16 protein-coding genes and 1 tRNA gene are annotated in these 15,231 nt (G+C 63.5%); 5 read left to right on the plus strand and 12 right to left on the minus strand.

Annotated features, from left to right (window positions below; all coding sequences use genetic code 11):
- Nucleotides 1-27: 27 nt before the first annotated feature.
- Nucleotides 28-1,587, minus strand: coding sequence for a porin (locus tag IC762_RS20395; RefSeq protein ID WP_195784039.1), 1,560 nt, complete (start codon nt 1,585-1,587; stop codon nt 28-30).
- A gap of 418 nt (nt 1,588-2,005) precedes the next feature.
- Between IC762_RS20395 and IC762_RS20400 the strand changes: the two genes are divergently transcribed.
- Both IC762_RS20400 and IC762_RS20405 read left to right on the plus strand, forming a co-directional pair.
- Entirely contained in the window at nt 2,006-2,518 is a 513-nt protein-coding gene (locus IC762_RS20400) for a MarR family winged helix-turn-helix transcriptional regulator (protein WP_195784040.1), read from the plus strand.
- 131 nt (nt 2,519-2,649) lie between these two features.
- Nucleotides 2,650-2,727 (plus strand) — tRNA-Pro (locus IC762_RS20405).
- 52 nt (nt 2,728-2,779) lie between these two features.
- Here the strand turns inward: IC762_RS20405 and IC762_RS20410 are convergent.
- The 6 genes from IC762_RS20410 to IC762_RS20435 all read right to left on the minus strand — a co-directional run bounded on the left by IC762_RS20410 (nt 2,780) and on the right by IC762_RS20435 (nt 7,485).
- The gene (locus IC762_RS20410) at nt 2,780-3,394 is read right to left on the minus strand and encodes a MerR family transcriptional regulator (RefSeq protein WP_195784041.1); all 615 of its coding nucleotides are present in this window, start codon (nt 3,392-3,394) and stop codon (nt 2,780-2,782) included.
- A 133-nt stretch (nt 3,395-3,527) separates the two neighbouring features.
- Nucleotides 3,528-3,860, minus strand: a complete 333-nt coding sequence (locus tag IC762_RS20415) for an integration host factor subunit alpha (RefSeq protein ID WP_195784042.1) — start codon at nt 3,858-3,860, stop codon at nt 3,528-3,530.
- 130 nt (nt 3,861-3,990) lie between these two features.
- Nucleotides 3,991-4,968 (minus strand): beta-ketoacyl-ACP synthase III, encoded by a 978-nt coding sequence (locus IC762_RS20420; RefSeq protein ID WP_195784043.1) that lies wholly within the window; start codon nt 4,966-4,968, stop codon nt 3,991-3,993.
- Nucleotides 4,965-6,026 carry a phosphate acyltransferase PlsX gene (gene plsX / locus IC762_RS20425; protein WP_195784044.1) on the minus strand — a complete coding sequence of 354 codons (1,062 nt, stop codon included), beginning with the start codon at nt 6,024-6,026 and terminating at the stop codon, nt 4,965-4,967. The genes IC762_RS20420 and plsX overlap by 4 nt, the downstream gene beginning before the upstream one ends.
- A gap of 323 nt (nt 6,027-6,349) precedes the next feature.
- Nucleotides 6,350-6,937 (minus strand): YceD family protein, encoded by a 588-nt coding sequence (locus IC762_RS20430; RefSeq protein ID WP_195784045.1) that lies wholly within the window; start codon nt 6,935-6,937, stop codon nt 6,350-6,352.
- The gene (locus tag IC762_RS20435) at nt 6,934-7,485 is read right to left on the minus strand and encodes a ubiquinol-cytochrome C chaperone family protein (protein WP_195784046.1); all 552 of its coding nucleotides are present in this window, start codon (nt 7,483-7,485) and stop codon (nt 6,934-6,936) included. The genes IC762_RS20430 and IC762_RS20435 overlap by 4 nt, the downstream gene beginning before the upstream one ends.
- Nucleotides 7,486-7,622: 137 nt before the next feature.
- Between IC762_RS20435 and IC762_RS20440 the strand changes: the two genes are divergently transcribed.
- From IC762_RS20440 to IC762_RS20450, 3 genes are all read left to right on the plus strand, one after another.
- Nucleotides 7,623-8,099 (plus strand): outer membrane protein assembly factor BamE, encoded by a 477-nt coding sequence (locus IC762_RS20440; protein WP_195784047.1) that lies wholly within the window; start codon nt 7,623-7,625, stop codon nt 8,097-8,099.
- Nucleotides 8,100-8,271: 172 nt separating this feature from the next.
- The gene (locus IC762_RS20445) at nt 8,272-8,628 is read left to right on the plus strand and encodes a hypothetical protein (RefSeq protein ID WP_195784048.1); all 357 of its coding nucleotides are present in this window, start codon (nt 8,272-8,274) and stop codon (nt 8,626-8,628) included.
- A gap of 209 nt (nt 8,629-8,837) precedes the next feature.
- Nucleotides 8,838-9,845: a Bug family tripartite tricarboxylate transporter substrate binding protein gene (locus IC762_RS20450; RefSeq protein ID WP_246801117.1), complete on the plus strand. Its 1,008-nt coding sequence runs from the start codon at nt 8,838-8,840 to the stop codon at nt 9,843-9,845.
- A gap of 35 nt (nt 9,846-9,880) precedes the next feature.
- On the opposite strand, the gene IC762_RS20455 is transcribed toward IC762_RS20450, so the two are convergent.
- The 5 genes from IC762_RS20455 to IC762_RS20475 are packed head-to-tail and all read right to left on the minus strand — an operon-like array spanning nt 9,881 to nt 15,231.
- The gene (locus IC762_RS20455) at nt 9,881-11,272 is read right to left on the minus strand and encodes an MFS transporter (RefSeq protein ID WP_246801119.1); all 1,392 of its coding nucleotides are present in this window, start codon (nt 11,270-11,272) and stop codon (nt 9,881-9,883) included.
- Between the two features lie 30 nt (nt 11,273-11,302).
- A complete protein-coding gene (locus IC762_RS20460) occupies nt 11,303-11,977 on the minus strand; it encodes a GntR family transcriptional regulator (protein ID WP_195784049.1) in 675 nt (224 codons plus the stop codon).
- A gap of 19 nt (nt 11,978-11,996) precedes the next feature.
- A complete protein-coding gene (mmsB, locus tag IC762_RS20465) occupies nt 11,997-12,896 on the minus strand; it encodes a 3-hydroxyisobutyrate dehydrogenase (RefSeq protein ID WP_195784050.1) in 900 nt (299 codons plus the stop codon).
- A 39-nt stretch (nt 12,897-12,935) separates the two neighbouring features.
- Nucleotides 12,936-14,438, minus strand: a complete 1,503-nt coding sequence (locus IC762_RS20470) for an aldehyde dehydrogenase family protein (protein ID WP_195784051.1) — start codon at nt 14,436-14,438, stop codon at nt 12,936-12,938.
- Nucleotides 14,439-14,460: 22 nt separating this feature from the next.
- Entirely contained in the window at nt 14,461-15,231 is a 771-nt protein-coding gene (locus IC762_RS20475) for an enoyl-CoA hydratase/isomerase family protein (protein ID WP_195784052.1), read from the minus strand.

The raw sequence follows: 15,231 nt of genomic DNA on the forward strand, positions 1-15,231 counted from the left end.
TTGGATCGTGATCAGATCAACCGGGACTTACCAGTTGCGCTGAGCGCGGAACAGCATCTGGACGGTGTCCTGGTCCTTCAGCTCGTAGGTTGCGCTCGGCTTGCCGATCGAGCCCGACGACGTGGTGATGAAGCCCGCATACTTCTGATCGAGATGCGAGTAGGTCACGTCCGCCGAGAAGGTCAGGTTCTTGACCGGGGTCCAGCGGGTGATCACGCCGACCTGCGCGATGTTGTAGTCGGGGTTGCAAGCGGTCACGCCGGCGCCGCCAGCGAACGCGGTGCGGAAGGTACCACCGACGCCACCAACGCCGCAGATGTAGGTCTTGGCCGTGTCATTATACATGATCGCGGCGTAAGCACCGTACAGAGCGGTGTTCCAGTAGGGGTTCCAGTTGTGGGTGTACGCACCGCGCATACCCCAGGTCTTGATGGTCTGCTGCTGACCGCCGGCAATGAACACCGTGTCAGGCGCAGTGCCGAAGCCGACGCTGCCGTAGGCAAGCGGCGAGCTCGAGCCACCGAAGATCGCAACCGAGCCGGCCTGGCTGGCCAGTTCCTGGATGTTGTAACGGGTCGCACCATCCGTATACACGCCCTGGACGTTGATCGTGTCGCCAGGTCCGGTCGGAATGTTCTTGATCGACAGAGCCAGCGCACCAGCCCAGCCCCACTTGTCATCGGGATGACCGGTGACTTCGGTGGCGCCGTAATAGGCCGCGTGGTTGTCATGCGCGGCGAGCGATGCCTGGAACAGACCCCAAGCCTGCTCGACCTTCAACGCAGCGACGAAGTCCGGCGCGACCGTGCCGGCAAAGTCGCTGGCGCCGTAAGCACCACCGGCCGAGAGGTTGTTCACGCCGGCCTGCATGAACGCCGACTGGTCCTGCGCACCGACCGACAGCGAGACGCCGTTGCCGAACTGCGCGGTGTAGGTGAACTGGTTGATGCCGTTGGTGGTGTTCACGCCACCGACGAGACCGTCGTAGTTGTTGCCCGGATAACCGTTCCAAGGAGCGGCGAACTGCGAGACCGCGCGGCCGATCGTGAAGCCGGCGAACTGGATGAAAGCGTAGTAGACGCCGACCGTGCCGTAAGCGACGTTGCCCGCGCCGGCGTTGGCCGGGTTGGAGCCCGGAGCAACCGTGCCGCCGCCACCGAGCGCCGAGTAGATCGTCGCACCCGGAGCAGCGCCGTTCACGGTGTAGCTGTCGGAGGTCCAGGTGAACACCGTGTCGAAGTAGGTGCGGACCACGCCGTATTCGGTCGCGGTGCGCGTGTCGATGTTCAGGTCTTCACGGGAACGCCAGGTGTAGCCGTTGGTAAAACGGTTGTTGGCGCCGCTGGTGCCGTTGTAGTTGTTGCCGTAGACGCTGTTGCCGTTGACCACAACGTCAGCGCGGAGATAGCCGCCCAGCTTGATGCAGGTGTCGGTGCCCGGGATGTAGTAGAAGCCGGGACCATACAGGGAGCAAACCTTCACGTACTCGACCGCCTTGGCCTTGACGGGAAGATCAGCCGCCTGAGCTGCGCCGACTGCGACCAGGGTCGCCGCCGAGCCCAGGATAAGGCTCTTCACCAATTTCATATTAAACCTCCAAGTTGCTCATATGCGGAGAGTCCGGGCCGTTAGCGCCCCGAGATCCTCCCGTATTGCCGATCACCGCTCAGTCCCCAGACGTAAGCGAGCAACACAACGGGACGATCGAGATTCCCCTACCGCCGGGTTCAATATGCATGGGCGAATTGCCTAATCAAAATAGTTTATAAAGTCAGGTTTACGAATGCGGCCACACTGTGTCTCGTTAGCAACGCTTCTCGTAACCCCTTTGTCCGCGTGGGAAAACGTGTCGCACCGAAAAAGTATAATCGTCATCCAACCATCATAATTAATTCAGGTTCACTTGCACTTTTGACCGACTTGGGAGAACAATCGCATTAGCCGAACACACAATTGAAGAATCAAATCAGCGCCAAGCTGGTGTCGGTTGCGAGGAAGGGAAGCCGTGTCAGTGACCAGAAAGGACTCGACGCGTCAGCGCGCCATCGAGAATCTCGACATCATCAAGCGCTTTACGCTCGAAATCTCATCCATCAATTCGCATCTGGAACGGGTCCGCCAGCTTTGGGGCAAGGCGCTCGGCGTCAGCGGTCCGCAGTGGATGATCCTGATCGCAGTCTCGGACCTCGACAAGGATGGCGGGGTGCCGATCAACGTGGTGTCGAAACTTCTTCACGTCGATCCGTCGTTCGTCACCACCCAGTCCAAGCTCTTGGAGCAGAAGGACCTGCTCAGCCGGTCGCCCTCCCCGGACGATGCCCGGGTGGTCCGGCTGTCGCTCACCGACAAGACCCGCAAGCACCTCGCCGGCCTCGCCGAACAGCACAACGCGTTTCGGAAAACCGTGTTCGAGGAGTTCAGTGAAAAGGAGCTCGCCGACTTCACGACCAAGCTCGCCACCCTGACCAACCGCCTGGAAAAGGCCTGCGCCAAGGTCGCGCTGGATTACAGCTTCTGACGTGGTGATTTCCGCGTCGCCGGCCGGATCGGGCGGAACCGGCTCCGATCGAGGCCTTCGAGGCCCGCCACAGCCCTAAGGCCCGCCCACAGCCTTGCGCGAACCCAGGATCGCAGCTAATGGAACGACATCGGAGCGTGGCGCAGCCCGGTTAGCGCACTAGTCTGGGAGACTAGGGGTCGGAGGTTCAAATCCTCTCGCTCCGACCATTTTTTCAAAGAGTTTGGCAGCAGCATCGACGGCGGCACTTGCAGTGACCGCTCAGCCGTCCTTCATCACGGCGTCGATCACCTGCCGGCAAGCGACCAATTCCTGCAGGGCGCGTTCAAGCCGCTCGCGGTCGGCGGGCGGGACTCCGGCGCGGACGGCAGGTGCGGCCGAGGCCTGCGCCTTCGCCGGCTGGGCCTTTGTTGGCTGGGCGCGCGCCTTGTAGGTCGACAGGATGGCGTCCTCGTCGGGATCGACGAAGCGATAGTCGATGCCGCCCTCGTCGCCATCGCCCTCCTCGCCGTCCAGATCGGCATTGTCGGCGACCTCGAAATCGTCGGACTCGGCCATGCTGTGGCCGACCGCCTCCTCGACCGCGCCGAACGAGACCGCGGCGGTCTGGTCGGCGATGCCCTGCACCGACTTGATGCCGTGCTCTTTCAGGATCCGCTGCACGCCGCGGATGGTGTAGCCTTCGCCATAGAGCAGCCGGCGAATGCCCTTGAGCAGGTCGACGTCGTCAGGACGATAGTAGCGGCGGCCGCCGCTGCGCTTCATCGGCTTGATCTGCGCGAAGCGGGTTTCCCAGAACCTCAGCACATGCTGGGGAATGTCGAGCTCATCAGCGACCTCGCTGATGGTACGGAACGCATCCGGCGCCTTGTCCAAATGCCCGCTCCTCTTCGTTCAAGAAAAAAGACCAGAGCATTTTCCGTTCCGATGGAATCGGAACGGAGCTCCAGGTTTTTGTTTTGACGCGTTTTCTTCACGCGAACCGGTATCCACTTCGCTCGAAAACGCTCTAGTCGTCCTTGCCATCGCCATTGGTCACGGCATGGCCGTTGATGCGCTGCTTCAGGATCGCCGACGGCTTGAACACCATGACACGGCGCGGCGAGATCGGCACCTCGGTGCCGGTCTTCGGATTACGCCCGATGCGCTGCCCCTTCTTGCGCACCATGAAGGAGCCGAACGACGACAGCTTCACCGTCTCGCCCTTTTCCAGGCAATCGGTGATCTCCTTCAGCACAAGCTCGACGAACGCCGACGATTCGGTGCGCGACAGGCCTACCTTCTGATAGACCGCCTCGCACAGATCAACGCGTGTGACTGTTTTCCCGGTTCCGTTGGTCATCGCCTGCCCCGCACTCTCGGCGAACAATTTCTTGCCTGAAATTAAAAGCTTAGCGCGCAATGGTCAACAGCGACCAGCACACGGGGAATGAAAGATACCGGCAAAATATCAGGACTTTTGAGTCGTCCGCTCACCAGCGCACGAGCGCCGACCCCCAGGTGAAGCCGCCGCCCATCGCCTCGAACAGCACGAGATCGCCCTTCTTGACCCGTCCGTCCCTCACTGCCGTCGTCAACGCGAGCGGGATCGAGGCGGCCGAGGTGTTGCCGTGCTTGTCGACCGTCAAGACCACCTTCTGCGGCGCAATATGCAGCTTGTTCGCGGACGCATCGATGATTCGCTTGTTGGCCTGATGCGGAATGAACCAGTTGATGTCGTCGGCATTGAAGCCGGTGGCGTTGAAGGCGTCGACGATCACGTCGGTGATCATGCCGACCGCATGCTTGAACACCTCGCGGCCCTCCATCCGCAAATGTCCGACCGTCTTGGTCGAGCCGGGCCCGCCGTCGACGAACAGCTTCGACTTGTGGCGCCCGTCGGAGCGCAGATGCGTGGTCAATATGCCGGGATCCTCGATCGTGCCGGCGTGCGGCTGCGCCTCGAGCACGACGGCGCCGGCGCCGTCGCCGAACAGCACGCAGGTGCCGCGGTCCTCCCAGTCGAGGATCCGCGAGAAGGTCTCGGCGCCGATCACCAGCGCCCGCTTGTGGGCGCCGGCGCGCAGGAAATTGTCGGCCGTGGCGAGCGCAAAGACGAAGCCGGAGCACACCGCCTGCAGGTCGAAGGCGACGCCATGATCGATGCCGAGCCCGTGCTGGACCGCGACCGCGGTGGCCGGAAAGGTGTTGTCGGGCGTCGAGGTCGCCAGCACGATCAGGTCGATCGACTGCGCATCGATCTTCGCATCGGTGAGCGCGGCCTGCGCCGCCTTGATCGCGAGATGCGAGGTGAACTCGTCATCGGCGGCGATGTGGCGCTCGCGGATGCCGGTGCGCTGCACGATCCAGTCATCCGACGTGTCGATTCGCGCAGCCAGTTCGGCATTGGTCAAGACTCGCTCCGGCAGATAAGAGCCGCAGCCGAGCACTACCGAACGGATCGCAGTCACGAGACAGCCTCCTGCGCGGTCTGCGCCTGCACCAGCGCGCTGCCGTCGCGATTAAGCATCTGATTGATCTTGGTGAGGAGATCGTAGTGGGCCATCTCATAGCCAACATCCACCGCATAGGCAAAGCCTTCCGCGTTGATGCCGCCATGGCTCTTGATGACCACGCCCTTGAGGCCGAGCAGCACGCTGCCATTCGACTTGTTGGGATCGAGCTTGTCGCGCAGCTTCTGGAACGCGCCGCGGGCGAGCAAATAGCCGATCCGCGCCAGCAAGCTCGACGACATCGCCTCGCGCAGCAGGGTGAACATCTGGCGCGCGGTTCCCTCGGCGGCCTTCAGCGCGATATTGCCGCTGAAACCTTCAGACACGATCACGTCAGCCGCGCCCTTGCCGATCCCGTCACCCTCGACGAAGCCGACATAGTTGAACTGGGACGAGTTCATCGCTCGCAGCATTCCGGCCGCCTCGCGGATCTCCTCATGGCCCTTCATTTCCTCGGACCCGATGTTAAGCAGGCCGACTGTCGGCCGTTCCAGATTGAACAGCACGCTCGCCATGGCGCTGCCCATCACGGCCAGCGTCGTCAGATGGCGGGCATCGCCGCCGATCGTGGCGCCGAGGTCGAGCACGACCGAGTTGCCGCGCAGCGTCGGCCACACCGCCGCGAGCGCCGGACGGTCGACGCCGGGCAAGGTCCGCAGATTGATCCCGCCCATCGCCATCAGCGCGCCGGTGTTGCCGGCGGACACCGCGACGTCGGCTTCGCCATGCTTCACGGCATCGATCGCAAGCCACATCGACGAGGCCCGGCGCGTGCGCCGAAGGGCCTGGCTCGGCTTCTCGTCGTTCTTCACCGCGACGTCGGTATGGATCACCTTCGACACCGCCTTGAGCGCTGGATGCTTGGCCAGTTCGGCCTCGATCTTGGCCTGGTCCCCGACCAGCAGGAATTCGCTGTCGGGATGGCGGCTGAGCGAGATCGCGGCGCCGGGAACGACAACCGATGCGCCGACATCGCCCCCCATGGCGTCAAGCGCGATTCGAACCTTTTGAGGCATGAACGTCCCGGAAACCTGCTCTCCCACAGCCTTTCAGACCAAGACCGCGAGCTTGAAGTCACCGCTGCTGGCGGCGCGCGGCGAAACGCCAACTCGCGTCCCGGCCGGGCCGCGACAATAGCGTGTCCGCGGTCTGACACAACCTCTTGACGGCAGCGCCCCGGAACCATCGAAGCGCCGCGAGGCACGTCGTAGTATAGCAAAAATATAATGTATTTCAATGCATTGCATCATGTATTTGAAGTGACGACCGACACCTCTTACCGGATGGTGGAGGCAAGCCATCCCCTCAAATGTCGCTACAAATGCCCATGAATTGCGCTTCAGTTGCCTTTGGGCTTCTTGCCGCCAGGCTGTTCCGTCAGCGCCTTGAGCGCCGCGAACGGATGATCTTCGGGATCAGGGACTTCAACCGTCTGTTCAAAGACGGCGTCGGCCTTGCGCGGATAGGGATCGACGCCGAGAAACAGCGCGTCGGTGGCGAGCCGGCCGAGATCGATGAAGCCGCCCGTGATCGGCTCCGGCGGGTCCGGCGTTTCCTCGTCGCCGTCGTCAGCCTCGTCGACCAGATCGGCCATCTCCGGGATCTGCTCCGGTGGCGCGAACATCACGTCGATCTCTTCATCGATGTCGTTCTCGATCGGATCGAGCGTCACCACGCAGGTCTGACCGATTCGGGCCTGCACCCTGCCCGTGACGTGGTAGCTGCCGTCGCGCTTCGGCATGATATCGAACGCCGCATGCGCCGAGACGACCTCGCGCAGCTCCGCGATCCCAGCCATCGCCTTGCGCGCCGCCTCGTCGGCCTCGATCTCGCGGTGCAGCCCGGTATCAGGGATCTGCGCGACATTGACGAGAACTTTCCAGGGGTCGCGCAAAGGGTCGCGCGCGCGCGTGGGATCGCCGCTCATGCCGGGGTGCCCACAGTCTGGGGAATGGGAAAACGCCAGGTGCCGTCAGTCAGCGCGGCCAGACCGGTCCGCGCCAGCTCCGCCATCGCGCGCTTGGCATAGAGGGCGAGCTCGCGCGCCTTGTTCAGATCCTGGCCGTTGAGGATGTTCTTGCAGAATGCGACGGCCAGCGCCTCGTCGCTGTCGGTCAGGGCCAGATCGTAGGCCGCGGTTCGGCCATAGAAGGCCTCGCCGAACGCCTTCATGCGCTTGGGGACCCCCTGATCGCTGACGCCCATCTCGCGCAGATTGTCATCCATGTCGGTGCAGAAATGATCGAACAGGGCCTGCGACAGCTCCGCCCCGGCCTCGGCCGATTTGAGCCGCCGTAGCACCAGCCAAAGGTGCATCAAAAGCAGGTCAAAACGGCCGTTAACCGTGTCCGGAACGCCCAAGTCCCGGTAAAACAACGGTTCTCGTGCCTGCGTCACGATCATGCCATAGATGGTCTCAATGGTGCCCTGCAGGGGCACCCGGGATTTCCTGAAGTGATTGAACGGCCAAAGCATGCTGGGTTCCGGCTGCGAGCCCCGACGGCAAATCTGTTAGGGGTCAGCTTGTTGGAGGCACGGCAATATTGCAATCCATTGAGCTGCCCGGTACGTCAACGCCTCGCGCGACGCAAGGGGACGGATCAGTTCCGCCGATGAACCAGACGATTTCAAAACGCTCCCGCGTGGCCTCCGGCCGCGGGCTCCTCGCGCACTTCCGTGCGATCGCTGTCATCGGCATGGTCTGCGGCGCGTTGGGCGCGTGCACCGGCGAGCAATTCCAGAAGGGCTACATCCTGCCCGAAGGCGCGCTCGAGCAGATCCCGATCGGCGCGAGCCAAGACCAGGTCCTGATCGTGCTGGGCACACCCTCCACCGTCGCCACCCTGGACGGCGAGGTGTTCTATTATATCTCGCAGCGGACCTCGCGCCCGATCGCCTTCATGAACCAGCACGTCATCGACCAGCGCGTGATCGCGGTCTATTTCGACAAGAACCGGCAGGTACGGCGGCTCGCGAATTACGGCATGAAGGACGGCAAGATCTTCGACTTCGTCAGCCGCACCACGCCGACTTCGGGCCAGGAAATGTCCTATCTGGCGCCACTCTTCAAGCTGATGAGCTTCAACTAGCTCCGACCTTTTGCGGGATGCGCGCTACCGCGCGCAATCGTTCCTTGTCGGAAATATCAATTTATAATTGCGTGTAAGATAACTCACACGTACATCGCGTTCCCCCTGCTAGGACAGCGGCGAGCCGGATCGCAGCGGCTCTCGCCAACCGCCATTCAGCAGGAGATACGTCATGGGTTTTTATGGACCAGAACCGTTTGATTCCGCCGAAGCCGTCTACGTCTGGACCGGCCTGGGTTCGCCGGGCTTCTTCTCCGTCACCGTCGAAGGAAACGCACCGAATTTCACATCCGGCATCAAGCTCGTCCGCGACGAGCAGTGGGTCGGCGGCCTGGCCATCAAGGTCATGGGGTGGACCGGTCCGCTCGGCAAGGGCACCAAGCCATACAAGGTCCATGGCTCCTTCCCCGGCTCCTTCCTCAAGGAGATCGTCGTGATCGGCAGCAACAAGCACGAGGTCGTCAAGGTGAAGGAGATTCCGTTCACCAATGACGAAGAGTTCGCCAAGAACGCCGACGCGCTGGTGTAGCCGCGGCGGTTTGCCAGCCGACATTTCCACTCGTGATGGCCGGGCGGAAGCGCATCTCGCGCCAGATGTCCGGCCATCCGCGTCCTGCCCTGCCCGCGCGGCGAGCGCGCCCCTGGGCGACCAGCCTGTGTCAAGTCGTCCGCTTGCCCGCCAGCGTGCATTGGCTACTCTGCCTGCAAAACGAACAATCCGGGCAGGGAGCGAACGGGGTGACCAACAGCGATTATTCTCGCCGCCGGCTGTTGACCGGAGCGGCGGCAGTCTCCGCAGCTGCCATCCTGCCGCGCGCGAGCATCGCGGCCGGCGACTGGCGTCCGACCGAGACGGTGCGGATCATCGTGCCGGCCGCGGCCGGCGGCTCGACCGACGTGATGGGGCGGCTGCTGGCTGCGCATCTGCAGCCGATCTGGGGCCAGTCGGCGGTCGTTGAAAACCGCTCCGGCGCCGGCGGCACCATCGGCACGGCGGAAGTCGCGCGAGCCAAGGGCGACGGCCACACCATCCTGATCGGCAATCCCGGGCCGAACGCGATCGCCTTCAGCATCTTCAAGAACCTCAACTACAAGGCCGACCAGCTGCAGGCGGTCTCCAACATGATCCGGATCCCGAACATCGTGTCGGCGCATCCAGCCACCGGCATCAAGTCGATCGCCGAGCTGATCGCCTATCTCAAGAAGAACCCGGACAAGCTCACCTACGGCTCGTCCGGCACCGGGCAGAGCCCTCACCTCACCGGCGCCTGGTTCCTGCAGCTCACCGGGCTGAAGATGACCCATGTGCCGTTTCGCGGCGCCGGCCCCGCGCTGCAGGCTGCGCTCGCCGGCGACATCCAGATCCTGTTCGACAATCTCTATCCGTCGCTGCCGCAGGTGCTCGACGGCAAGCTCAACGGCCTCTGCGTCACCACGCCTGATCGCAGCGAGGCCATTCCCGCCCTGCCGACCATGCGCGAGGGCGCGCCGGAGCTGGCCAAGTTCGACGTCTCGTCCTGGTTCGGCGTCTTCCTGCCGAAGACCGCGCCCACCGCCGTGCTCGACGAGCTCAACCGTCAGGTCAAGGCGATGCTGGAGCGCGACGACGTTAGGAAGAACATCGCGGGCATGGGCGCGACGGCCGACTACGGCACGCCCCAGCAATTCTCCGACTTCGTCGCCGCCGAGACCACCAAGTTCGCCGCCATCATCGAGAAGGAAGGCTTGCAGATGGAGGTGAAGTGAGGCGGTCATCGAAAGCCGGGCGAAACGCTCCGGCACTAGGCAAGCTTGACCTTTGTTTCGGGAGAAACCTTCGCGGGGAGTTTCGTCAGCACCAGCACGACGCCGACAAGTCCGAAGATGGCAATGACGGCGAGCCCGAGCGGCAGACTTCCGGTTTGCACCTTGAGCCATCCGATGATCGGAGGGCTGATGCCGCTGCCGATCGCGCCCGCCATGCTCACGGCGGCGATGCCGCCGGCAGCACCCTTGCCTTTCAAGTACGAAGTCGGGATCGTCCAATAAAGCGCAACCGCACAGGTATTGCCGACGGCGGCCAGGGTCAGCAGCGCCGCCGTCGCAACCACATCGTCTGCGATAAACGGCAATCCGACGAAACCGATCGCCCCCAGTATCGCGCACCCCGCATAGTGCCAACGCCGCTCCATCATGCGATCTGAACTGCGTCCGACCGCGATCATCGCCAACGCGGAAATTGCCGAGATCAGGCCCGTCGTCCATCCGATACCACCGATGCCGGTCATGCCTGCGGATTTCAGCAGGCTGGGTGTCCAGAAATTCACAGCATTGATGCCGCAATTCACACAGACATTGACCAGCGCCATGACGTAGATCAGGGGGTCGCGGAGCACGCCCACAAAGCTGTGCTGGGTGCCCTTCGGGTTCTGCAGCCGGTCGGCGTCGAGATCGCGCTGCAGCATCCGCTTCTCCGCATCGCTCAGCCAGCGGGCTTTGTCCGGCGCATCATCGAGGTAGAGATAGGCGACGATCCCCATTGCGATGGCCGGCAATCCCTCCAGCAGAAACAGCCACTGCCATCCACGGAGCCCGTGCAGGCCGTCCATGCTCTGCATGATCATTCCGGAGAGCGGCCCACCGACGATCCCGGCCATCGGCACGCCGGCAAAAAACAGGCTGGTCATGCGCGCCTTGTACTGATCCGGAAACCAGTAGGTCAGATAGAGCATGACGCCGGGAAGGAATCCGGCCTCGGCCGCGCCGAACAGCAAGCGCAGCACGTAAAGTTCGCCGGCGCTGCGGATGAACATCTGCATCGCCGTGAGCATTCCCCAGAACACCATGATGCGGAGCAGCGTCTTGCGAACGCCGATCCGAGCGAGCATCAGATTGCTCGGGATGTCGAACAGGCAGTAGGTCACGAAGAACAGACCGCTCGCGACGCCGTAATGGGCATCGTTGAGACCGAGGTCGCTCAGAAACTGCAGCTTCGCAAAGCCGATATTGACGCGGTCGATGTAGCAGATCAGATACAATAGGATAATGAACGGGATGAGGCGCCAGAACACCTTGCGGTACAGGCGCGCGTGGTCGTCGACACTCCGTGCCGTCATGGGCTTCCTCCAATGGCCGGCTTGAACGCCGGCTCCAAGTTCGTTTCGACGCCGTGCAAGGAGGACGCGAGGCGGCAATTCCCTCGCTGCCGCCTGCCCCTTCAAATATCAGTAGAACGAAAGCGATCGCTCGACGTCGGCCCTGATTGCCTCGATCCGCTTCCGGTTGAGTTGCTCTGCGCTGTGCGAATCTCCGCGCTCGATCGCATCCAATAGCCGTCTGTGATCGTCGATCGCCGCGGCCATGCGGCCCGGGATCTGCGCGGTGCGCTGCCCCATCAGGCGCAAGCGGTTTTCAATGCTCATGACATGCTGCTCGAGCGTCTTGCTCTGGCAGCACGAGACGAGGATCCGGCGAAACGCCAGCGCCTCCTCCAGGTAACGTTCGACATTGCCGGCCTTCACGGCGCTCGACATCTGCTTGAACGTCACCCGCAGCCGCGCAAGGTTCTTGGCGTCCATCTGCCGGGTCGCGAGACGGGCGACCAGGCCCTCCAACACCTCCCGAATATCGAGCAGCTCGATGATCTCGGCGGGCGTCAGCTGCCGGACGGTCACGCCGACATAGCGGGTCCGCGCGACCAGCCCCTCCACTTCGAGCTGCCTGATCGCCTCGCGAATCGGGGTTCGGCTCAGCTCGAAGCGTTGCGCGAGCTCTTCCTCGCCAAGCTTGTCTCCCGGCTTGATCTCGCCGTGCAGGATCGAGTCGCGGATCTTCTCGCAGACCTGTTCGGTGGTCAGCGCGACCTGTCGCGGCTTGACACGCTTTATGTCCGTGCTCATGGCGTCCTGTCCGAGAATCTCACCTGCGTTCGCTGTCATTGAGCATCTGCACGATGGACGAAAAGTCCAGCCGTCCCTTCCCTGTCTTGCAGTGGATGTCGTAAAGCGCCGCCGCGGCCGCGCCGAGCGGGGTCGGCGTGCCGCTGCCGATCGCCGCCTGCTCGGCCAGGCGCAGATCCTTGAGCATCAGTTCGGAGGCGAACCCGCCTTGATAGGCGCGATTGGAAGGCGCGGTCGGCACCAGGCCCGGGACCGGCGCATAGCTCGTCAGCGCCCAGCATTGCCCGGAGGAGGCAGCGGAAATCTCGAACAGCTTTCTGGCGTCGAGCCCCAACCGCTGCGCCAGCGTCAGTGCTTCCGACACCGCGATCATCGAAATGCCCGCAATCATGTTGTTGCAGATCTTGGCCACCTGGCCCGCACAGGCCTCGCCGGCGTGGACGATCTTCTTGCCCATGGCGCCAAGCAGCGGCAGCGCCGCATCGAGCGCCGCCTGGCTGCCGCCGACCATGAATGTCAGCGTGCCTGCCGCCGCGCCCTCGACGCCCCCGGAAACCGGCGCATCCAGCGACAACAAGTTCCGAGCGCTCATCGAACGGTGAAATGCGGCACAGGAATTCACGTCGATGGTCGACGAATCGATCACCACGCAGCCGTCGCGGAGCGGCAGCTTCGCCCCGTCGACCCGCTCACCGAAAACCGCCAGAACGTCGCGGCCGCTCGGCAGCATCGAGATCACGACGTCCGCGTCCTGCACGGCGGAGAACACGTCGGTGCAAGGCACCAGACCTCGCGCCGCGGCACGCTCGAGCGCAACCGCGCTGGTGTCATAGCAGCGCACCCGATGCCCGGCATCGAAAAGACGGCCGGCCATGGGCATCCCCATGTTGCCCAGACCAATGAAGCCGACATCTGTCATGGTGTGCCTCCTGCGCGATGAGCGAGCCGCCGATGCGGCTCACTGCATGTTGAAAATCACGGTCTTCTTGTGCGTGAAATGGTCGAGCATGGCTTCGAGCGAGGCTTCCCGCCCCAGTCCCGACTGTTTGACCCCGCCGTAGGACAATCCGGGCTGCACCACGATGTTCTGGTTGATCTGCACAAATCCGGCCTGCAATCGCCGGGATGCATCAAGCGCGGTCTTGAGGTTCGTGGTCCAGATCGTCGCCGCCAGCCCGTAGTCGCTGTCGTTGGCCGCAGCCAATGCGTCTTCATAGTTGCTGAACTTGATGACGCAGGTGACCGGACCGAAGATCTCTTCGCGCGCAAGCCGGCTTTCGTTGCTCAGCCCGGTAAAGATCACCGGACGCACGAACAAGCCGTCGCGCAATGCGGCGTCCCCGGGCAGTGCCGAACATTCGACGGGCTCGGCGCCCGAAGCCGCCTTGCCGTGTTCGATGTAGCCGCACACCTTGTCGTATTGTGCGCGGGAGATGATGGTGCCGATGTCGGTGGCTTCGTCCAGCGGGTCGCCCATCTTCATCAGGTCGACCTTGGCCTTGACCTTGGCCACGAATTCGTCATGCAGGCTTTCGTGCACGAAGATCCGGCTTGCCGCCGTGCAACTCTGCCCCTGCCGCGTGAAGCGCATGCCGGCAATCGCGCCCGCGACCGCCTTGTCGAGATCGGCGTCGTGCATGACGATCATGGGGCTTTTGCCGCCCAATTCGAGCGTGGCCGGAATCAGCTTCTCGCCGGCAGCCCGCGCGACGATCCTGCCGGTCTCGACCGAGCCGGTGAACGTGATCTTGCCGACGGCCGGATGCGCAACCAACGGGCCACCGCATTCCGGACCGAAGCCGGAGACGATGTTGAGCACGCCCGCGGGCAGCAACTGGTTGAGGATTTGACAGACCCGAAGCACGGCCAGCGGCGCCTCCTCGGCGGACTTCACCACCACGCAGTTGCCGGCCACCAGCGCCGGCGCGATCTTCAGCGCCATCAGCATCATCGGGGCGTTCCAGGGGATGATAACGCCGACGACGCCGATCGGCTCGCGCGTGGTGATGGTCAGCATCTCCGGACTGAACGGCACCGACTCGCCCTTCAACTCGGAGGCGACGCCGCCATAGAATTGCAGCGCATCGGCGACGATCGAGGCCTCGACACGGCTCTCGGTGCGCAACGCCTTGCCGGTTTCCAGCGCCACCAGCCGACCGAGCTCCTCGACATGCGCAGCGAGAAGACGGGCGCATTCGCCGACCAGATTGCCGCGCTTGCGCGCCGGCATCGCCGCCCAGTCGACTTGCGCGCGGACCGCAGCCCGCACCGCCTGGTCGACCTCGGAGCGACCGCTGGCCGGGACGCGAGCGATTTCGAGACCGGTCGCAGGGTTGCACACCGCAAACGTGTCCGACGAAGATGCCGGCACGAGCTGGCCGTCGATCAGATTGAAGCCGGATAAGGACCGGGCCAACGCCTTCGGGTCGATGTTTGGGGTCAAGGTTTGACGGGCGGTCATGCGGTTCCTCGATGCTGGAAAGTCAGGCGCCCACGAAGTTGGGGCTTCGCTTGTTCAGGAAGGCGTCAATTCCCTCGGCATAGTCGCGGCTCTGAAAGGCCTGCGCCGCCAGGCGATCTAGTCTTTCATCCAGGTCCAGAATCCCCGGCTGATTGCGCCGGCAGAGACCGAGCTTGGCTCCGGCAAGCGACAGCGGCGCCGCGCGACACAATTGCCCGGCGATCTCGCGTGCGTACAGCATCGGCGCGTCGTCGACGTAATCGACCAGCCCGGCCGCCAGCGCGTCGGACGATGTCAGCGCGCCGCCCAGCATCAGCATCCGTCGGCAAGTCGCGGCGCTGACGACGGATTGCAGGGCCTGCATCGCCACCCGCGGATAGAGCGTGCCGAGCCGCGCCGCCGGAATTGCGAAGCGCGCGCCGCGCCCCGCCACGCGGAAATCGCATGCGCAGGCGAGCGCCACGCCTCCGCCGAAACAATTGCCCTCGATCGCGGCAATGATCGGTTTGGACATGCGCATGGCGAGGTCGAGGCATTGGCCCAGCTCGCGATCATATTCAAGCGCATCATCCAGGCTGGTGCGTAGCCGTGAGAATTCCGAGATGTCGGCACCGGCGCAGAAATGACCGCCGGCGCCGCTCAGGATGACGCAACGCACGGCCGGGTCGGCCGCGCAATCGCCGAGGGTCACGCGCAGCTGGCGCCAGAGCGACAGCGACAACGCATTTCGCCGTTCGGGTCGCTCGATCGAAACGAACCCGACTTCACCCTGAAAGGAGCATACGATATCCAT

Origin of the sequence: Bradyrhizobium genosp. L, from assembly GCF_015624485.1 — a bacterium.
In the GTDB taxonomy this organism is placed as follows: domain Bacteria; phylum Pseudomonadota; class Alphaproteobacteria; order Rhizobiales; family Xanthobacteraceae; genus Bradyrhizobium.